This is a genomic window from Pseudomonas sp. S3_A03 (assembly GCF_054668275.1).
Genome location: NZ_CP162753.1, coordinates 1,666,252 through 1,684,899, shown reverse-complemented (window position 1 = coordinate 1,684,899; position 18,648 = coordinate 1,666,252). Strand labels below are relative to the sequence as shown.

The following is an 18,648-nucleotide window of genomic DNA, read 5'->3' as shown; positions in this document are numbered from 1 at the left end:
GCGTCCTTATTGATAAGTTCAGGCGCTGATCCGCGCTTCACTGGCCAGCCGGGCGATGGCCATTTCCAATTCGTCCAGCGCGCTCATGGCCTTGGCATCGTCCTGTTTGAGCAGGGTTTCGGCACGTTGGCAGGCGGCGCGCAGTTGCGGCACGCCACAGTAGCGGGTGGCGCCATGCAGGCGGTGGACGCGTTCGATCAGGGCAAGGTTGTCACTGGCGTCGCGGGCGACGTTGATGGCCTCGCGATCGGCTTCCAGCGAGGCCAGCAACATGGCGAGCATATCCGCCGCCAGGTCAGCCTTGCCGGCGGCCAGGCGCAACCCTTCTTCATGGTCCAGCACCGGCAGTTGCACGCCCGGGCCGAGGCCTTCCGTGGCGCGCTCCGGCCCTTGATTACGCAGGGCCAGGCCCGTCCATTTCAGCACCACCTGCGCCAGTTGCCGTTCGCTGATGGGTTTGGTCAGGTAATCGTCCATGCCGCTTTGCAGCAAGGCCCGTTTTTCATTGGCCATGGCGTGGGCCGTCAAGGCGACTACCGGTAATGGCGTGCCGTGGCGTTCGCTTTCCCACTGGCGAATCGCCTCGGTGCTTTGGCGTCCGTCCATGCCGGGCATTTGCACGTCCATCAACACCAGGTCGTAGGTGTCCTGTTTTACCGCGTCGACCGCTGCATAGCCGCTTTCTACCGCGCGCACCTTCGCGCCCATGTCTTCAAGCAATGTTTGCACCAGCAGCAAGTTCGCCGGGTTGTCGTCCACACACAGCACGCGCGGCGCACGGCTGGCCAGCGGCTCGCCCGGTTCGTTGCGCGACGGGCGCGGGCTGATCAGGTCGGCCAGCGCCCGGCGCAGCTTGCGGGTGCACGCCGGCTTGGCCTGCAACTGGCTATTGGGGTTGGGCACCGATTGGTTGAACAGCATCTGTTCGGTGGTCGGGCACAGGATCAGCACTTTGCAGCCCAGGTGCTCCAAGTCCCACAGATGTTGGTTGAGGCGCTCGGGCGGAATGTCGTTGGCGGTCACGCCGAGCACTGCCAGGTCAATGGCCTGCTCGGTCTGATGGGCGCTGGTGATGCCGTTGGTCAGGCTTTCCAGGGTATTGAACGGCGTGACTTCAAGGCCGCAGTCTTCCAACTGATGCTGTAAGGCCTGGCGTGCCAGCTCATGGTTTTCCAGCACGGCCACGCGATGGCCCAGCAGCGGCGCGCAAGGCAGGTCTTCGACATCATCGCGGGTCTTGGGCAGGCTCAGGCTGATCCAGAACTCCGAGCCTTCGCCCGGCGTACTGTCGACGCCGATTTCACCGCCCATCTGTTCGATCAAACGCTTGGAAATCACCAGGCCCAGCCCGGTGCCGCCCGGCTGGCGCGACAGCGAGTTGTCGGCCTGGCTGAATGCCTGGAACAGCGCGCGCACGTCCTGGCTGGACAGGCCGATGCCCGTGTCCTGCACGCTGATGCGCAGTTGTACGCTGTCTTCCTGTTGGTCCTCGATCATCGCGCGGGCCACGATAGTGCCCTCGCGGGTGAACTTGATCGCATTGCTGATCAGGTTGGTGAGGATCTGCTTGAGCCGCAGCGGGTCGCCCACCAAGGCCAGCGGCGTGTCGCGGTAGACCAGGCTCACCAGTTCCAACTGCTTGGCGTGCGCGGCGGGGGCGAGGATGGTCAGGGTGTCTTGCAACAAATCGCGCAGGTTGAACGGGATGCTGTCGAGCACCAGCTTGCCGGCCTCGATCTTCGAGAAGTCGAGGATCTCGTTGATGATGCCTAGCAGGTTATCGGCGGATTTTTCGATGGTGCCCAGGTAGTCGAGTTGGCGCGGTGTGAGTTCGCTTTTTTGCAGCAAGTGGGTAAAGCCCAGGATGCCGTTGAGCGGTGTGCGGATTTCGTGGCTCATATTGGCCAGGAACTCCGATTTGATACGGCTGGCCTCCAGGGCCTCCTTGCGTGCCAGGTCCAGCTCGATGTTCTGGATTTCGATGGTTTCCAGGTTCTGGCGCACGTCTTCGGTGGCCTGGTCGACGCTGTGTTGCAGTTCTTCCCGGGCGTTTTGCAGGGTTTCGGCCATGCGGTTGATGCCCGAAGCGAGTTGATCCAGCTCCTGGCTGCCCAAGGCGGGCAAGCGGGTTTCCAGGTTGCCGTCCTTGAGTTGAGCCACGGCTTGTTTGATCAAGCCAAGCGGCGAGTTGATGGTGCGGCTGATACGCAACGCCAGGGCCGCGGTAAAAATCAGGCCGATGGCAATCAGCAACAGGCTGGCGAACAGGCTGCGATAGCCGCGCAGCAACATGCCGTTATGGGACAGCTCCACCTCGACCCAGCCCAGCAGGCGGTCGGCCTCATCGGGAATCCAGTCGCCCGCCAGGTTGCGGTGGCGGCCAAATACCGGCATGAGATAGCGAGTGGCGTCGTTGCCGGTGCGCTGCAACAGATGCGAACTGTTGCCGACCGGCGGCTGGTTGAGCATGGTCGGGCCGGCGTGGGCGAGGGGCGCGCGGTCTGGCGCAAGGAAGGACACGGCGCGTACGTCCGGTTGTTCCAGCGATTGGGTGGCGATGCGCTCCAGCAGGTCGGTGTTTTTGCTGCTCAAGGCAGGCGCCACCAGGGGCGCCAATTGCTCGGCGATCATTTCGCCACGTTGCAGCAGTTGGGTCTGCAACTCCGAGAGCTGCATCCAGGTGAAATACCCGCCCAACAGCAAGGCCATCAAGCTGGTCGGTAATAAGGTCAGCAACAGTACGCGGCCTTTTATCCCCATTCTTCTAAGCACGCCACTCTCCTGCTACCACACTGATATCAATCTTCCGCGCCGGCATCCGGCCCGCGCCACCTGCGCAGTGTAGCCATTTGCACGGGGTGGAATCTTGCAAATTAATGACAGAGCGCAATCTTCGGGCCACTCGGTGCCCGGCAGCGATTGCCTGCGGCGGGGTAATCTTGAATAATCAGCGATTGAGAATGACTTGCAGACGCTAATGAATCCCGCAGCCGTTGGCCTACCCCGTATCCTGACCATTGAAGATGACCCTGTGCTGGGCGCGTATGTGCACGAGCACCTTGGGCGCTGCGGCTTTCAGGTGACGTGGTGCCAAAACGGCCAACAAGGCCTGGAGATGGCACGCGCGCAGGCTTTCGACGTGGTGTTGATGGATATCCTGCTGCCGGGGCTGGATGGCTTGTCGGTCCTCACCCATTTGCGCCGCAGTCATTCGATCCCGGTGATCCTTATGTCGGCCCTGGGCGCCGAGGCCGACCGCATCAGCGGTTTTCGCCTGGGGGCCGATGATTACCTGCCCAAACCCTTCAGCATGGTCGAGCTGCGCGTGCGCATCGAGGCCATCCTGCGTCGGGTGGCCCTGGATCGCCGCCCCGCGCCGACCCTGGCACCGCTACGTGAGGATGCGCACAGCCTGCGTTTGGACGATGAACAGTGGGATGTGTTTTATCAGGAGCGCTGGGCCGGCCTGACCCGCAGCGAATATCGTCTGCTGGAAACCCTGCATCGCAATGCCGAAGAAGTCCTCAGCAAGGCTTTTCTTTATCAACAGGTGCTGCAACGTGGTTATGCACCCCATGACCGCAGCCTCGACATGCATGTCAGCCAGATCCGTCGCAAGCTCAAGGCCATCGGCTATAGCGAGCGCGAAGTGCGCACGGTGTGGGGCAAGGGCTATGTGTTGAGCGGTCATGACGACGGGCTTTAAGGCTTCGCTCAAACGGCTGCCGGGCAAGCACTCGTTATTCTGGAAGCTGGCCTGCCTGTTGATCGCCTTCTGTTTGCTGATGATTTGGCTCAGTTGGTCCTGGGGCCGGTACATGGAGCAGCAGAACGCGTACCTGTCCGACGAGGCGAGGGTCACCTTGAGTGGTTATGCCGCCGGCGCCGAACAGGCCTGGAACCGTGACGGCAACGCCGGCGTTGACGCGTGGTTGCAGGCGATGCGCCAGCGTGAAAGCACCTGGGTGGGCGTGATCGGCAATGACTTGCAGTCGTTGAGCAGCTATCCACTGAGCGACACCGAAAGCCAGCGCCTGACATTCCTGCGCGGCCTGGATTGGCCGGTGAGTCGTCACATAAAGGGCTTGCCGTGGTTGAAGATCCCATTTGCGGTCGACCCAGGTGTCGGCTCGCTTGTGATCGAATTGCCGCAGCGCTTTATGCCGGGGCGTTACCAAGTGTTCTGGCGCGTCGTAACCAACGGCGTGATTCCCGGCCTGTTTACCTTGCTGCTGTGCATTGGCTTGTATCGGTTGCTGATCATGCCCCTCAATCAGTTGCGCGAGCAGGCCAATGCCTGGCGTGCCGATCAGTTGAACACGCGGCTGTCCCATGACGCGACCAGTCGCCAGGATGAATTGGGTGAGCTTGGTCGGGCCTTTGACCATATGTCCGAGCGCTTGCAGGGGACGATGGTTTTGCAGCAGCAGTTGCTGCGCGACATGTCCCATGAACTGCGCACGCCATTGAGCCGCCTGCGCGTGGCGTGTGACAGTGAGCAGGACCTGACGCAACTGCGCGACCGGCTGGGGCGGGAGATAGACGCCATGCAACGCCTGGTGGAAGACAGCCTGCAACTGGCTTGGCTGGATGCCGAGCGGGCACCGCTGCCCAAGGAGGATATTCAACTACAGGCCCTGTGGGACATGCTGCGCGAGAACGCGTGTTACGAAAGTGATTGGCCTGCGTCACGCCTGCCGTGCCTATTGGCCACTGACTGTTGGGTGCGGGGCAACCTGAATGCCCTGGCCCAGGCCCTGGAAAATATCCTGCGCAACGCTATCCGCCATTCCCCGGACGGCGGCGTTGTGTGCCTGGATGGACGGCGCGATGGCGCGTATTGGCACCTGTGGCTGGAAGACCAGGGTGCAGGGATCGATGAGCGGGATCTTGAGCGGATCTTTGCGCCGTTTACTCGCTTGGATGGCTCGCGGCCCGGCGACGGAGGGTTTGGGTTGGGGCTGAGCATTGCACGCAACGCGGTGCAGCGTCAGGACGGCAGCCTATGGGCGGAAAATACCGGCCAAGGCCTGCGGGTGCACCTGCGGTTACCGGCACGCTAGGCGTCAACCGCGACGCTGCTTGCGTTTCTTCCACTGGTGCGCGACCCACCAGCGCCAGTAACCCATGGTCAGGCAGTAGGCCAGTGCGCCCAGCACCAGCCCCAATACCACGGAGCCGAGGAGGAAGGGCTGCCACAACGTACTCAACTGGCCGCTGATCCATTCCCAGGTCAGGTCATCGGGCAGGCTGCGCGGCGGTACATTCATCAGCCAGGCGCCGGTCATATAGGTGCAGATAAACACTACCGGCATGGTGATCGGGTTGGTCAGCCAGACCAGGCTGATCGCGATGGGCATATTGCCACGTACCGTAATCGCCAATATTGCCGCCAGTAACATCTGCAACGGAATCGGGATAAACGCCGCGAACAGCCCCACTGCCATGGCGCGCGCCACTGAGTGCCGGTTCAGGTGCCAGAGGTTAGGGTCATGCAGCAACGTACCCAGAAACTGTAATGACTTGTGTTCCCTGATACTGGTGGGGTCGGGCATGTACCGTTTGAATAAGCGCCGGGGCATAAGGGGTCCAGGTCAGTTCGAGGGGCAAGTATGCGCGCATTCTATAAACAGAAAATTCAGACTTTGTGACAAAACATCATTGGGCGCGCTGAACCCCCCGCTATGACTGAATGGGTCACTTGAAAAGGATGATCCATGAAAACAGGGATGTTTACGTTGGCGCTGGGGCTACTTGCCTTACGTTTCCTGCCGGCGCTGCCGTCAGTGGGGTGGCTTATAGCCATGTTGGTGTTGGCGTTGATGTTGCTGCCTTTTCGCACCTTTGCACTGGCGTTTTTCCTGCTGGGGCTGAGCTGGGCGTGCATCAGCGCGCAGTGGGCATTGAATGATCGCCTGCAGCCTGCGCTCGATGGTCAGACGCGTTGGCTCGAAGGGCGTGTGATCGGCTTGCCGCAGCAGACCGCTACGGGAGTGCGTTTCGACTTGGCCGACAGCCGGTCGCGCAATGCGCGGCTACCTTCGCGTATCCGGGTGTCCTGGCACGGCGGGCCAGCGGTGCGCAGCGGGGAGCGCTGGCGCCTGGCGGTGACACTCAGGCGACCGTCGGGGCTGCTTAATTTTCACGGGTTTGATCATGAAGCCTGGCTGCTGGCCCAACGCATCGGTGCCACCGGGTCGGTCAAGGACGGCGAACGCCTGACGCCGGCGCGCCATGCCTGGCGCGACACGGTGCGCCAACGCCTGCTGGCGGTGGATGCCCAGGGGCGCGAAGCCGGTCTGGCGGCGTTGGTGCTGGGAGATGGTTCCGGGCTGGAGGCCAAGGACTGGCAGGTGTTGCAGGATACCGGCACGGTGCATTTGCTGGTGATTTCCGGCCAACACATCGGCTTGCTGGCAGGGTTGATCTACGGGCTGGTCGCGCTGCTTGCGCGCTACGGTTGCTGGCCCCGCGCCTGGCCATGGCTGCCGTGGGCGTGCGGCCTGGCATTTGCGGCGGCACTGGGCTATGGCGTGTTGGCGGGGTTCGGCGTGCCGGTGCAGCGGGCCTGCGTCATGGTGGGGTTGGTGTTGTTGTGGCGTTTGCGCTTTCGTCATCTGGGGTTCTGGTGGCCGCTGTTGCTGGCGCTGGTCGCGGTGCTGATCCTTGAACCATTGGCCAGCCTGCAAGCCGGGTTCTGGTTGTCCTTTGCGGCCGTCGCTGTGCTGGTGCTGGCATTCGGGGGCCGCCTGGGGCTGCTGGAGTGTCTGGCAGGCCTGGACGCGACCGCAATGGTTGATTGCCATCGGTTTGTTTCCGGCGCTGCTGGTGTTGGGGTTGCCGATCAGCGTCAGTGCGCCGCTGGCCAATTTGGTGGCTGTGCCGTGGATCAGCTTGGTGGTGTTGCCTCTGGCGTTGCTGGGGAGCGTGCTGTTAGGAGTGCCCCTTGCAGGAGAGTGGCTGCTGTGGCTGGCGGGTGGGGCGCTGGATGGGTTGTTCAGAGGTTTGGCATGGCTTGCGGGGCACGTGCCTGCGTGGGTACCGGCTGAGGGTGCCCCTGGTTTGTTGGTGGGTGAGCCTGGCGGGCGCGGTGCTGTTGCTGCTGCCCAAGGGCGTACCGTTTCGGGTGTTGGGTTGGCCGATGCTGCTGTTGGCGGTATTTCCCCCGCGCGAGCAGGTACCCCATGGACGGGTGGACGTGTTGCAGTTGGATGTGGGGCAGGGGCAGGCGTTGATCCTGCGCACGCGCCATCACACCTTGCTCTACGATGCGGGCCCGCGCTCGGGGGCGATGGACCTGGGCGCGCGCGTGGTGGTGCCGGCATTGAAAAAGCTTGGTGTAGGTGCGTTGGACATGATGCTGCTCAGTCATGCCGATGCCGACCACGCCGGTGGCGCGGCGGCCGTGGCCCGCGCACTGCCGGTCAAGCGTGTCGTGGGCGGCGAAACCGGGGGGCTACCGGCATTGCTCGACACCCAACCCTGTAGCAGCGGCGAGCAGTGGACCTGGGACGGCGTGATCTTCGAACTTTGGCAATGGCCTGATGCCACTGCCGGAAACCCCAAATCCTGCGTGTTGCAGGTGCAGGCCAATGGTGAGCGGTTACTGCTGACGGGGGATATCGATCGTGCCGCTGAGCGGGCGTTTCTCGACTCTCCCTTGGCGCTGCGCACCGATTGGCTGCAAGCCCTCACCATGGCAGCCGCAGTTCATCGTCGTGGCCTTTTCTTCAGCGGCTGGCGCCTGGGTCGGTGTTGATTTCCCGGGGGCGTGGCAACGCGTTCGGTCATCCTCACCAGCAGGTCATGCAGCGCTATAAGGCCTTGGGCAGTCGGGTATACGACAGCGCCGAACAGGGGGCCGTGCGCCTGCAATTGGGGGCCTTCGCACCCCCGGTTGTTGCGCGCGGTCAACGCCGTTTCTGGCGTGAAGCGTTACCCTGATCCAGCGTTAACCGGCGCTGGAGCCTGCGACAGGCGGCGCCATGGCCGACAGACCCCGCTGCCAAACCTATATGGTAAAGTGGCGCACTTTTTCGAGGGGACATTCACTGTGTGGGAATTGGTCAAATCCGGCGGCTGGATGATGTTGCCGATCATCTTGAGCTCCGTCGCCGCACTCGGCATCGTTGCCGAACGCCTGTGGACTCTGCGCGCCAGCCGCGTCACCCCCGAGCATCTGCTGGGGCAGGTCTGGGGCTGGATCAAGAACAAGCAGTTGGACAAGGAAAAACTCAAGGCCCTGCGCGCCGACTCGCCGCTGGGTGAAATCCTCGCAGCGGGCCTGGCCAACTCCAAGCATGGCCGCGAGATCATGAAGGAATGCATCGAAGAGGCCGCCGCCCGGGTTATCCATGAGCTGGAGCGCTACATCAACGCCCTCGGCACCATCGCCGCCATGGCCCCGCTGCTCGGTTTGCTGGGTACGGTACTGGGCATGATCGATATTTTCAGCTCGTTCATGGGTTCGGGCATGAGTACCAACGCCGCTGTGCTGGCCGGTGGTATTTCCAAGGCGCTGATCACCACGGCGGCGGGCCTGATGGTCGGTATTCCTTCGGTGTTTTTCCATCGTTTCCTGCAACGGCGCATCGATGAACTGGTGGTCGGCATGGAGCAGGAAGCCATCAAGTTGGTGGAAGTGGTTCAGGGCGACCGTGACGTGGACCTCGTCGGGGGCACAGCGTGAAATTTCGCCGCAAGCAACGGGAAAACGTTGATATCAACCTCGCGTCGCTGATCGACGTGGTGTTTATCCTGCTGCTGTTTTTTGTCGTCACCACCACCTTCACCCGGCAGACCGAGCTGCGTGTCGACTTGCCGGAAGCGGTGAGCGGTTCGCCGGCCGAAGACCAGGAGGTCAAGCAGATTGACATCGCCATCAGCGCCGACGGCGTGTTCTCGGTGAATAACCAGGTGCTGGAGAAAAACGACCTCGCCAGCCTGATGGTCGCCTTGGAAAAAGAGTCCGGGGGCGATACCAAGATGCCGTTGTCCATCAGTGCCGATGGCAAGACCCAGCATCAGGCCGTGATCACCGCGATGGATGCCGCCGGCAAGCTGGGTTTCAGCCACCTGCGCATGAGCACCGTCGAGGCGGCGAGCCAACCCTGATGGCCATGTCCGATCGTTTGCTCAAGGCCTGGTACGAGGGGCATCCGGCGCTCACCCTGTTGCGGCCGCTGGAGTCACTGTATCGCCGTATTGTGGCGCGCAAGCGCGCGCGGTTCGTGGCGGGCGAGGGCGATATTTATCAGTCGCCGGTGCCGGTGGTGGTGGTCGGTAACATTACCGTGGGGGGCACCGGCAAGACGCCGTTGATCCTGTGGTTGATCGAACACTGCCGGCGCAGCGGCGTACGCGTGGGCGTGGTGAGCCGTGGGTATGGTGCCAAGCCGCCGCGCTTGCCGTGGCGCGTCGAGGCCAGCCACAGCGCCGACGTGGCGGGGGATGAACCTTTGCTGATCGTACAGCGTTGCGGCGTGCCCTTGATGATCGACCCCGACCGCAGTCGCGCGGTCAAGGCACTGCTGGCCAGCGAACCTCTCGACCTGATCCTCTCTGATGACGGCCTACAGCACTACCGTCTGGCTCGCGACCTGGAGTTGGTGCTGATCGATGCCGCCCGTGGCCTGGGCAACCGCCATTGCCTGCCGGCCGGGCCATTGCGCGAGCCGGTGGAGCGTTTGCAGAGTGTGGATGCGCTGCTTTATAACGGCGCCGGCTCAGATCGCGACGATGGTTTTGCCTTTCGCCTGCAGCCCAGCGCGCTGATCAACCTGCAGACCGGCGAACGCCGCAGCGTCGAGTACTTCGCGCCGGGCCAGCGGGTGCATGCAGTCGCCGGCATCGGCAACCCGCAACGTTTCTTCAACACCCTTGAAACGCTACACTGGCAACCCATCCCCCATGCGTTTGCCGACCATGCGCCGTACAGCGCCGAGGTCCTGAATTTTACGCCGTCGCTGCCGCTGGTCATGACCGAAAAAGACGCGGTCAAGTGCCGCGCCTTTGCCCGGCCCGACTGGTGGTACCTTGCGGTGGATGCGTTGCCGTCGCCGGCGTTCGTCGCCTGGTTCGACACGCAACTGATGCGCCTGCTGCCTGACCGACTCTTGCCTTAAAACGCTTCTTTCCAGGAAACACTCATGGACACCAAACTGCTCGACATCCTCGCTTGCCCGATCTGCAAAGGCCCGCTCAAGCTCAGCGCCGACAAAACCGAGCTGATCAGCAAAGGCGCCGGCCTGGCGTACCCGATCCGTGACGGTATCCCGGTGATGCTTGAAAGCGAAGCACGCACCCTGACCACCGACGAGCGTCTGGATAAATGACCACTGCCTTTACTGTTGTCATTCCCTCACGCTACGCATCGACCCGCCTGCCGGGCAAGCCGCTGCAACTGATCGGCAGCAAGCCGATGATCCAACTGGTGTGGGAACAGGCCTGCAAAAGCAGCGCAGAGCGCGTGGTGGTGGCCACCGATGACCCGCGTATTATCGAAGCCTGCAAAGGTTTTGGTGCCGAGGCGGTACTGACCCGCGAAGACCATAACTCCGGCACCGACCGCCTGGCCGAAGTCGCCACTCAGCTTGGCCTGGCGCCTGACGCCATTGTGGTCAATGTGCAAGGTGACGAGCCGCTGATTCCGCCAAGCGTGATCGACCAGGTGGCCGCCAACCTGGCGGCCCATGGTGAAGCGCGCATGGCGACCCTGGCGGAGCCGATTGAAGACATTGAAACGCTGTTCAACCCGAACGTGGTCAAAGTGGTCAGCGATATCAACGGCCTAGCGCTCACCTTCAGTCGCGCGACCTTGCCTTGGGCGCGTGACGCCTTCGCCAAAAAATGTGATGTGCTACCGGCAGGCGTGCCTTATCGCCGCCATATCGGCATCTACGCCTACCGCGCCGGTTTCCTGCATGACTTCGTCAGTTGGGGCCCATGCTGGCTGGAAAACACCGAATCCCTAGAGCAACTGCGTGCCTTGTGGCATGGCGTGCGCATCCACGTGGGCGATGCCCTGGAAGCGCCGCCGGCGGGTGTCGACACCCAGGAAGACCTTGATCGCGTTCGTCGCCTGCTGGGGGCTTGATGGAGGTTCTGTTTGTCTGTCTGGGCAACTATCTGCCGCTCGCCCACTGCTGAAGGTGTGCTGCGGCACAAGTTACGCGAAGCGGGGCTGGCCGGCCGGATCGAGGTTGCATCCGCCGGTACCGGCGAATGGCATATCGGCAACCCGCCGGACCAGCGCAGCCAGCGTGCGGCGCTGGAGCGCGGTTACGATTTGTCGGCCCAACGTGCGCAGCAGGTCTCCCGCGCCGATTTTGCGCGCTATGACCTGATCCTGGCCATGGACAACAGCAACCTGCGCAACCTCAAGGCGCTGCAACCGGGGCAAGGCAAGGCTGAGCTGGATTTGTTCCTGCGCCGCTACGACTCGGAAGTGGACGAGGTGCCAGACCCTTATTACGAAGGCGAGCAAGGTTTCGAGCGGGTCTTGGACCTGATCGAGCGAGCCTGTGATTTATTGGTGATCGAATTGAAGGGGCGGTTATGACCTTGCAAGTACGTGCGCAGGTATCGCTCAAGCCATTCAACAGCTTCGGTATCGACGTGCGCGCCCGGCTGTTCGCCGAGGCCCATAGCGACGCGGATGTGCGCGAAGCCCTGGCCTGCGCCGCCGCGCAGGCGCTGCCGCTGCTGGTGATTGGCGGTGGTAGCAACCTGCTGCTGACTCAGGATATTTCAGCGCTGGTTTTGCGCATGGCCACTCAGGGCATTCGCGTGCTGCACGATGATGGCGTGCATGTGGTGGTCGAGGCCGAAGCGGGCGAGGCATGGCACCCGTTCGTGCTGTGGACGCTGGCGCAGGGCTTCTGCGGTCTGGAAAACCTCAGCCTGATTCCCGGCACCGTCGGCGCAGCCCCGATGCAGAACATCGGCGCCTACGGTGTGGAGATCAAGGACGTATTCGCGGGCCTCACTGCGCTGGATCGCCAAACCGGCGAGCTGCGGGAGTTCACCCTGCAAGAGTGTGACTTTGCCTACCGTGACAGCCTGTTCAAACACGAGACCGGGCGTTGGCTGATCCTGCGCGTGCGCTTTGCCCTGAGCCGCGCCAGCCACCTCAAGCTAGACTACGGCCCGGTGCAACAACGCCTGGCCGGGCAGGGGATTACCGAGGCGACGCCGAGCGATGTCAGCCGCGCGATTTGCAGCATCCGCAGCGAAAAACTGCCGGACCCGGCCGTGCTGGGCAATGCCGGCAGCTTCTTCAAGAACCCGTTGGTACCCGAGGCCCTGGCCGAAAAGCTGCGGGCGCGGTATCCGGATCTGGTGGCCTACCCTCAGGCTGACGGGCAAATGAAGCTTGCCGCAGGCTGGCTGATCGACAAGGCCGGTTGGAAGGGCTTTCGTGACGGCGATGCGGGCGTACACAAATTACAGGCGCTGGTACTGGTCAATTATGGCGGCGCCACGGGGCAAGACATTGCCAACCTGGCCCGGTGCATCCAGCGTGACATCTCTGAGCGTTTTGAGGTCGAGCTGGAAATGGAACCCAACCAGTACTGACGTCCTGCTCTTTGATAAAAAAATGCCCCGCATCTTTCGATACGGGGCATTTTTATGTGGCTGGCAATCAGTCGTCGCGGCTCATGATGCCGAAGATCTGCAACAGGCTGATAAACAGGTTGTAGATCGACACATACAGGCTGATGGTCGCCATGATGTAGTTGCGCTCACCGCCGTGGATGATGGCGCTGGTCTGGAACAGGATGCACACGGAGGAGAACAGCACAAAACCCGCGCTGATCGCCAGTTGCAGGCCGCTGATCTGGAAGAACATGCCTGCAACCACCGCCGCCAGCAATACGAAGAAGCCCGCGGTGATGAAACCGCCCAGGAAGCTCATGTCCTTACGGGTGATCAGCACATAGGCCGACAAACCACCAAACACCAGGGCCGTCATGGCAAATGCCGAACTCACCACTTGCGCGCCGCCGGCCATGCCGAGGTAACGGTTGAGGATAGGGCCGAGGATAAAGCCCATGAAACCGGTCAAGGCAAACGCCGATACCAGGCCCCAGGCCGAGTCACGCAGCTTGTTGGTCAGGAAGAACAGACCATAGAAGCCGATCAGCACCACAAAGATGTTCGGGTAGCCGACGCGCATCTGCTGCGCCACGAACGCCATTACTCCGCTGAAAGCGAGGGTAAGGGCGAGCAGGCCATAGGTGTTGCGCAATACGCGGCTGACTTCAAGCTGGTCAGCCTGCGCGTTACCATTCACTGCGTAATTCTGTTCGCGCATGGCGACACTCCTTCGGTTTTGAAACGTTCAGTCGCAAAGATCATAACAGACGCTCTGTAACAAGCTATGGCGAGAGTTTGACAGTGTGTTTCATTCGGGTATTATGGCGCCCGCTGAGACAGGATGGCCTACAATAATCCTGCAATGCACAAGGGAAATTGGCAGAGTGGTTGAATGCACCGGTCTTGAAAACCGGCGAACGTTAATAGCGTTCCCAGGGTTCGAATCCCTGGTTTCCCGCCAAGATTCAAACGAAAGCCCCGCAATGCGGGGCTTTTGTGTATCTGGGGTTTGGGTGGAGCACGACGGTTACTCCTAAATATATGAGAAGGCCCAATGCCTCTTGGTCCGAATGTCTGGCGGTAGTGGTACTGTCTACGCAGCCCCCCTGGAGCCTGCTAGATGAATCGTCAACGTTCACCTCACCGCGCCGCAGCGTCTCTAGTCGCATCAAGCAATGGCAGCCCCGCCGCCCATCCCCCTATTTGGCATCGCGGCCCGGACTTACTGACCTTTGGCAGCACGGGTGCGGCCATTCTGGGTTTCTGCTTTGTGGTGCTTGGGTTGTTGCCGGGCTTAGTACTGATGATTTTGCTCCTTCTCGGGTTCGAAGCGATGCAAGGCGAACCGAGCAGCGATGAGTCGGGTCTCACAATGTCGACGCTCATTCTGGGGCTGATTGGTTGTGTTGTGCTCATGGGGCTGGTCTTCGCGTGGGTTTTCTCTGCGGCTAGAGTGCTGGCCTTCACATTCGATGAAAACCAACAACTGCTTACCCTCACTGTCACCCGTCGCGGCCGTAAACCAACCGAAGTGCAGGTGCCATTTGACGACATTATTTGTATTTGTCCTTACGTGTTAGCCAGTTATGACCGTGATGGCTATTTTAGCGTTGTGTGTCAGGGGCCGAGGGACAAGGAGTTCGTATATCGATTGGCTGAGGGAACTTCTCTGGAAGACATGGAGTTTCATGCCGCTTGGTTGCGAGGAATCATTGGCGTGCGGATGCAGGAACTACTGAATATGGACAAATGAACTACTACGCCGTCTGATACAGGCTATGCGGCACATAAAGTGGTGCTAGGGATCAGCGCAATATTCGACCGTAACGCCTCTTATGGGAAAGGCCTCGACTTTGGAACAGTACGCTTTGGTGGGGGAGACGCGACTGGAGCCTCTAAGGGGTTGGACGCACCTGCAGCTCGCATGTGCCATCAAGGAACGTCGTATCGAGCCACGACTCGGGTTCGCGACATCCCATGCTCAAGCGCTCTATCGCCTGTTAGATCGCTGAAATCTGCGCTTGGCTGATGCTGCTGAAACAGTAGATCCACTTTCTGACTGTCGGCACAGAACCGGCCAGGCTTACATTGGACAACTTCGCAATGAGCGGACCCATTCTCGAAGTACTCGACGGAGGGAAGCAGCCATCCGGCATCTACAAAAAGGCGGAGCGATTGAATCTGTTTTTTGCGTCTTCTTTAAGCTTGGTCAGGACTGATCACGGCATCAGGCGGGCTTCTGTCGATTCACTCTCGTAGGGTTTCTGGTGAGTAGTAGGCCGATTCAAGGGGGGGCGCGCAGTTGATTGCGGTTGATCTACGTGATACATGACGTAGCGACTTACCGGAGGTGTGCCCAGGCGGAGCCAGGGTACGATCCAAAAAAGCATGTCAACACTGTTTCTACGGCGTGAAAATTGATTTTAAATCAGTTGTTACGACGTGTACGGCTAGAAAAATGATATTTAAGGGAATGAAATGAGCACATGGTTCAGTAATATCCAGCTTGGCTTTGATATGGCGACAAGCTTGACAATTGTAGGTGCGGCAATTACTTGGACTGTTCGTCAAAAGAAACAAGCCGAAGCTGAAAAGATTCGTGGAATCAATCAGCACGCAAGATCAACAGGTCTTCAAAAAGTTCAAGATGTGCTTTTTGAAATAGAAGATAAGTATTCGATACTGGTTAGCAAGACACAAGCCTTTGAAAAAAGTATCGACCTGCGCGTGCTCTGGTCTAATGATGTATTGGACTTCACTCGCTTGAATAAAGCGATAAGAGATGACAGTAATTTTTTAGCAGCGTCGGTGGAGCGCTTGCAAGATATTCGTGAAGAGCTGGGCCAGTTTTATGAGCTGATACAGGTTAGACGCTACAGCTTGATTCCTCTCCTTGATGCTATTAAAGAGGGTGATAAATATATTGGCGTATTCAAACGTAATATTGATGAGGTTGGCGAAGCATATAATGAAATGGGCTCTGGCAATGTATCCCTGCTCAAAGAGCTTCACGCAATGATCACCTTGCTTAATAATGAATACGGCGATGAATTGATTGACGTGTCTGATGAGTTCGCAGCCGTTATATTTAATAAAATAGCTACCAATGAAAAAATATTAAACGCCATCAAATCCATTATCTTCGATGAATCCTATTTTTATTGGGTTCAAGAATTTGTCCCTGCGGGTAAAGAAAAGGATTTTTTAGAAAAGGTTGTTAGGCCGAAAGAAATCGAAGATATGGATTTGTGCTATAAGGTAACATACAATTTTATTGTGTGCCTGATTGAAAAGAATCATGAATTGCTTTCTCAAGTTCTCACAACCGCCTCAAGTTCAGTCATGCAAGCACGTATTGAATGTAAGGATATCTTAATTGCGCTCAGCGCAATCTCACACAAATTGGTAATGGACAATAACCACGAGACCTTGGAGCAAGTGATCGGAAAGTATGACGCCGAGCAATACTTCGGTAGGGACATCACTATCCGCTAAGTGGGACTGTTAATAGCGTTCCCTGGCTCCCCGCCAAGATTCAAACGAAAGCCCAACGAAAGCGGGGCTTTTGCGTTTCTCGTGTCCAAAACACGCGCGCAACTCAGGCAAAGGGAACGCTACCCAACTCTCCCTCCCTTGGACATATCAATCTCGAAAACCAATTCGTCAGCAAGCTTCTGAATGCTTGAATTGTCTGTCAGTTGGGCCAGGTTGATTCCCGTCGTGCAAAACATTGAGTCATGTTCGAGCTGTCGGACGAAGACGGTAGCGTTCCAGCCGTTGATCAGGATGCAATCGACCTGATGCCCCGGCAGGCTCCGCTGCAGATCTTCGGTCAGCGAGATTTTCTTCCAGCTGTGCATGATGACGTACTACTTCGGCCGTGATGTGCGATTGACAGGCGGCGGTTGAAAAAGTGCCAATTGGCCATCACTTTGCCGCTCAACGCTTAGATATCATCGTCCCGGCTCAATGCTGTCAGTGCAAACGGTGCGCCTTGAGCCTGACACAGCTGGGAATAGGTATTGGCCTGATGCCATAGAAAATCGCGGACAAAGAAAAGCCCGCGATGGGGGGAGCGGGCTTAAAGGGATGTTCACTAGGAGCTGGAAATGACCATAAGCGCCCGGCTGTGAAAAGAATGTGAAAGAGCCGCAGTCGCCAAGGCCGCCCCTCAATCGTAAATCATCAACGGCTGCCGATACCCGCGATCCATCAGTGGTACTGTCTGCGCTGCAAACCCCGGAGCCCGTCAGATGGATCGTCAACGCCCACCTCGTCTTGTCGCAACGCCTTTAGCCGCGCCAAGCACCGAAACCGTTGCTACCCACCCACCTGTTTGGCATTACGGCCCGAGTATCCCGATCATTGGCGGCAATGGCTACGCAGTTTTTGGATTCTTCCTTGGGCTGCTTTTGCTTTTACCGGGCTATGGGTTGGCGATGTTGCTTGTGGGGATGGGCGATATACACGGTGAGCCTCCCAGCGCTGGATCGAAGCTCAGCGAGTCGTCGTTCATGCTGCTCATGCTGGGTGCTGCAGTGTTCATTGCCGCGATGTTTGCGTGGGTGACGTCTGAGCCTCAAAGTGCAGGCGTTCACGTTCGACGAAAACCAGCAACTGCTCACCCTCACGGTCACGCGTCGTGGCCGCAAACCCATGGAAGTGCGTGTGCCTTTCGACCACATTCTTTCCATCCGCCCCTACGCGGTCGCCCTGTTTGACCACGATGGCCATTTTTACGTGACGTATAAGGGCCCCAAGGGCAAGGTGTTGGGATATCAAATGGGTGACGGGACTTCTCTGGCAGACATCGAGTTTCATGCCGCATGGTTGCGAGGAATGATAGGCGAACGTATGCAGGAACTGCTGAACCTGGACAAATGAAGACGGGCCCCGCCACGCCCGCAGCCCTTTCAAAGGCAGTTTCCCCTCCGGATCAGCAAAAAAGCTGAGCCACCGAAAGCAGGCAAATCACCTGGACAAACATTTGTGCTCGAATTGGATGTTTCATTGCCGTCACCTCATTTACAGCGGCTGCTGATAGTGCCGCGGGCGCTGCGAACCACCCGCAAGGCCACGTAAAAGTGAAAATGCCATCCTGGCTCGCCAACAACGCACGCAACTGAAGTATAGGCGCTGAAACGAATTCGTCACGCGGCGCTCTGGCAGGCACCTCTTACAACTATCTGCTGCTGTCTTTCGCACTTTTTTAGATTTATCCGCTCTATTTCTGTCCCAGCCCCACCGATTTCCCGCGTGGGCAGAAGAACAAGATCGGGTGCCGATGGATCGCACGTTTCCTTTTTTCCGAGTTCGCGCCAGGCGCCGGCTGTTGCTCCTGGCCGCTGCATTAGTGTTTTTTGCTACCGGCTGCACTCAGCAACAAGGCCGCGATATTGCCAAGCAGTTCACCAATGGCAAGCCCGACGAGTTCTTTCAAACCAGTGTCGATCGCATGGCCACGCTGGGCATGCGCGACAACCTGCAAAGCCTGTACGTGCTGATGAGCAAGCTTTACCTGCGTAACCCCAGCCAATGGCGGCAGTCGGGTTACCCGGATGCGGCGAGTGCCGAGCGGGAAATTCGCCAGGCGATCGAGCAGCGCCGGCCGCTGCCAGCCTTGGGTGAACGTCGCGACCTGGTGGCCTTGAGCTATTCCTTGAGCCCGGAATTCCAGGGCGATCGGGTCGGGGCGTTTATCTACGCGATCGGCAGCATGCTGGTGACCGCCCACGGTGGGCGCACCGAGTTCTATATGACCGACTCGATCAACCCGCAATTCGTCAGCAACGCCGCGCGCAATATCGAGAAGGCCACGTGGTTGCTCAGCAAGCGTCAGGATGCCAATGGGGTGCTGCTGTTGTTTTCCAACGAGATATCGGAGGAGGGCAGTAACCTCAGTTTTGCGGTGGAGTTCGGCAAGATTGTCGCGCGGCTCGACCTGTTGACGCAGATGCTTGACGAGCGCTACCGGCGCATTGGTCTCAATTATGCGCAAAGTCTGTTGCTGATGAATTTCCTTCCGGTGCAGTGAGCGCTATTGGCAACGCA

Annotated in this window: 16 protein-coding genes, 1 tRNA gene and 2 pseudogenes; 15 read left to right on the top strand and 4 right to left on the bottom strand. The window is 59.4% G+C overall.

Annotation, left to right across the window (positions count from 1 at the left end; translation table 11 throughout):
* Positions 1 to 18: 18 nt before the first annotated feature.
* Entirely contained in the window at positions 19 to 2,772 is a 2,754-nt protein-coding gene (locus AB4O25_RS07510) for a response regulator (RefSeq protein WP_017527218.1), read from the bottom strand.
* A 205-nt stretch (positions 2,773 to 2,977) separates the two neighbouring features.
* Here AB4O25_RS07510 and AB4O25_RS07505 point away from each other — a divergent pair, with 205 nt between their 5' ends.
* Both AB4O25_RS07505 and AB4O25_RS07500 read left to right on the top strand, forming a co-directional pair.
* Positions 2,978 to 3,706, top strand: coding sequence for a response regulator transcription factor (locus tag AB4O25_RS07505; protein WP_460150719.1), 729 nt, complete (start codon positions 2,978 to 2,980; stop codon positions 3,704 to 3,706).
* Complete coding sequence (locus AB4O25_RS07500) at positions 3,690 to 5,063, top strand: histidine kinase sensor domain-containing protein (RefSeq protein ID WP_460150718.1); 1,374 nt, start codon at positions 3,690 to 3,692, stop codon at positions 5,061 to 5,063. The genes AB4O25_RS07505 and AB4O25_RS07500 overlap by 17 nt, the downstream gene beginning before the upstream one ends.
* Positions 5,064 to 5,066: 3 nt before the next feature.
* On the opposite strand, the gene AB4O25_RS07495 is transcribed toward AB4O25_RS07500, so the two are convergent.
* Positions 5,067 to 5,582: a DUF2062 domain-containing protein gene (locus tag AB4O25_RS07495; RefSeq protein WP_017527221.1), complete on the bottom strand. Its 516-nt coding sequence runs from the start codon at positions 5,580 to 5,582 to the stop codon at positions 5,067 to 5,069.
* A gap of 135 nt (positions 5,583 to 5,717) precedes the next feature.
* Between AB4O25_RS07495 and AB4O25_RS07490 the strand changes: the two are divergent.
* The 8 genes and pseudogenes from AB4O25_RS07490 to murB all read left to right on the top strand — a co-directional run bounded on the left by AB4O25_RS07490 (position 5,718) and on the right by murB (position 12,576).
* Positions 5,718 to 7,944 (top strand): annotated as a pseudogene (locus AB4O25_RS07490) (DNA internalization-related competence protein ComEC/Rec2).
* Positions 7,945 to 8,053: 109 nt separating this feature from the next.
* The gene (locus AB4O25_RS07485) at positions 8,054 to 8,689 is read left to right on the top strand and encodes a MotA/TolQ/ExbB proton channel family protein (protein WP_017527223.1); all 636 of its coding nucleotides are present in this window, start codon (positions 8,054 to 8,056) and stop codon (positions 8,687 to 8,689) included.
* Positions 8,686 to 9,114, top strand: a complete 429-nt coding sequence (locus AB4O25_RS07480; RefSeq protein WP_017527224.1) for an ExbD/TolR family protein — start codon at positions 8,686 to 8,688, stop codon at positions 9,112 to 9,114. Before AB4O25_RS07485 ends, AB4O25_RS07480 begins: the two co-directional genes overlap by 4 nt.
* Positions 9,114 to 10,124: a tetraacyldisaccharide 4'-kinase gene (lpxK, locus tag AB4O25_RS07475; RefSeq protein ID WP_460150717.1), complete on the top strand. Its 1,011-nt coding sequence runs from the start codon at positions 9,114 to 9,116 to the stop codon at positions 10,122 to 10,124. The genes AB4O25_RS07480 and lpxK overlap by 1 nt, the downstream gene beginning before the upstream one ends.
* Before the next feature lie 24 nt (positions 10,125 to 10,148).
* On the top strand, positions 10,149 to 10,334 hold the full coding sequence (locus tag AB4O25_RS07470; RefSeq protein WP_003174668.1) for a Trm112 family protein: 186 nt from the start codon (positions 10,149 to 10,151) through the stop codon (positions 10,332 to 10,334).
* Complete coding sequence (kdsB, locus tag AB4O25_RS07465) at positions 10,331 to 11,095, top strand: 3-deoxy-manno-octulosonate cytidylyltransferase (RefSeq protein WP_460150716.1); 765 nt, start codon at positions 10,331 to 10,333, stop codon at positions 11,093 to 11,095. Before AB4O25_RS07470 ends, kdsB begins: the two co-directional genes overlap by 4 nt.
* Positions 11,095 to 11,560: pseudogene (locus tag AB4O25_RS07460) on the top strand (low molecular weight protein-tyrosine-phosphatase). The gene kdsB and the pseudogene AB4O25_RS07460 overlap by 1 nt, the downstream one beginning before the upstream one ends.
* Positions 11,557 to 12,576, top strand: coding sequence for a UDP-N-acetylmuramate dehydrogenase (murB, locus tag AB4O25_RS07455; RefSeq protein ID WP_460150715.1), 1,020 nt, complete (start codon positions 11,557 to 11,559; stop codon positions 12,574 to 12,576). The pseudogene AB4O25_RS07460 and the gene murB overlap by 4 nt, the downstream one beginning before the upstream one ends.
* Before the next feature lie 67 nt (positions 12,577 to 12,643).
* Here the strand turns inward: murB and AB4O25_RS07450 are convergent, their stop codons facing one another.
* Positions 12,644 to 13,315, bottom strand: coding sequence for a Bax inhibitor-1/YccA family protein (locus tag AB4O25_RS07450; RefSeq protein WP_460150714.1), 672 nt, complete (start codon positions 13,313 to 13,315; stop codon positions 12,644 to 12,646).
* A 152-nt stretch (positions 13,316 to 13,467) separates the two neighbouring features.
* On the opposite strand from AB4O25_RS07450, the gene AB4O25_RS07445 reads away from it, so the two are divergent.
* The 3 genes from AB4O25_RS07445 (at position 13,468) to AB4O25_RS07435 (ending at position 16,092) form a co-directional block, all read left to right on the top strand.
* Positions 13,468 to 13,558 (top strand) — tRNA-Ser (locus tag AB4O25_RS07445).
* A 159-nt stretch (positions 13,559 to 13,717) separates the two neighbouring features.
* Positions 13,718 to 14,350, top strand: coding sequence for an ABC transporter permease (locus AB4O25_RS07440; RefSeq protein ID WP_065877392.1), 633 nt, complete (start codon positions 13,718 to 13,720; stop codon positions 14,348 to 14,350).
* Positions 14,351 to 15,075: 725 nt separating this feature from the next.
* Positions 15,076 to 16,092, top strand: a complete 1,017-nt coding sequence (locus AB4O25_RS07435; protein ID WP_460150713.1) for a hypothetical protein — start codon at positions 15,076 to 15,078, stop codon at positions 16,090 to 16,092.
* A 119-nt stretch (positions 16,093 to 16,211) separates the two neighbouring features.
* Here the strand turns inward: AB4O25_RS07435 and AB4O25_RS07430 are convergent, their stop codons facing one another.
* Entirely contained in the window at positions 16,212 to 16,457 is a 246-nt protein-coding gene (locus tag AB4O25_RS07430) for a hypothetical protein (protein ID WP_017527230.1), read from the bottom strand.
* 724 nt (positions 16,458 to 17,181) lie between these two features.
* On the opposite strand from AB4O25_RS07430, the gene AB4O25_RS07425 reads away from it, so the two are divergent.
* Together AB4O25_RS07425 and AB4O25_RS07420 are read left to right on the top strand one after the other, a co-directional pair.
* Positions 17,182 to 17,481 (top strand): hypothetical protein, encoded by a 300-nt coding sequence (locus AB4O25_RS07425; protein WP_460150712.1) that lies wholly within the window; start codon positions 17,182 to 17,184, stop codon positions 17,479 to 17,481.
* Positions 17,482 to 17,881: 400 nt separating this feature from the next.
* A complete protein-coding gene (locus AB4O25_RS07420) occupies positions 17,882 to 18,631 on the top strand; it encodes a hypothetical protein (RefSeq protein ID WP_217855145.1) in 750 nt (249 codons plus the stop codon).
* Positions 18,632 to 18,648 lie beyond the last annotated feature (17 nt).

What these genes read in the sequence shown, in the direction of transcription:
- AB4O25_RS07505 (WP_460150719.1), top strand. Translation starts at nt 2,978, where the DNA reads ATGAATCCCGCAGCCGTTGGCCTACCCCGTATCCTGACCATTGAAGAT.
- AB4O25_RS07500 (WP_460150718.1), top strand. Translation starts at nt 3,690, where the DNA reads ATGACGACGGGCTTTAAGGCTTCGCTCAAACGGCTGCCGGGCAAGCAC.
- AB4O25_RS07495 (WP_017527221.1), bottom strand. Translation starts at nt 5,582, where the DNA reads ATGCCCCGGCGCTTATTCAAACGGTACATGCCCGACCCCACCAGTATC.
- lpxK (WP_460150717.1), top strand. Translation starts at nt 9,114, where the DNA reads ATGGCCATGTCCGATCGTTTGCTCAAGGCCTGGTACGAGGGGCATCCG.
- AB4O25_RS07470 (WP_003174668.1), top strand. Translation starts at nt 10,149, where the DNA reads ATGGACACCAAACTGCTCGACATCCTCGCTTGCCCGATCTGCAAAGGC.
- kdsB (WP_460150716.1), top strand. Translation starts at nt 10,331, where the DNA reads ATGACCACTGCCTTTACTGTTGTCATTCCCTCACGCTACGCATCGACC.
- murB (WP_460150715.1), top strand. Translation starts at nt 11,557, where the DNA reads ATGACCTTGCAAGTACGTGCGCAGGTATCGCTCAAGCCATTCAACAGC.
- AB4O25_RS07450 (WP_460150714.1), bottom strand. Translation starts at nt 13,315, where the DNA reads ATGCGCGAACAGAATTACGCAGTGAATGGTAACGCGCAGGCTGACCAG.
- AB4O25_RS07440 (WP_065877392.1), top strand. Translation starts at nt 13,718, where the DNA reads ATGAATCGTCAACGTTCACCTCACCGCGCCGCAGCGTCTCTAGTCGCA.
- AB4O25_RS07435 (WP_460150713.1), top strand. Translation starts at nt 15,076, where the DNA reads ATGAGCACATGGTTCAGTAATATCCAGCTTGGCTTTGATATGGCGACA.
- AB4O25_RS07430 (WP_017527230.1), bottom strand. Translation starts at nt 16,457, where the DNA reads ATGCACAGCTGGAAGAAAATCTCGCTGACCGAAGATCTGCAGCGGAGC.
- AB4O25_RS07420 (WP_217855145.1), top strand. Translation starts at nt 17,882, where the DNA reads ATGGATCGCACGTTTCCTTTTTTCCGAGTTCGCGCCAGGCGCCGGCTG.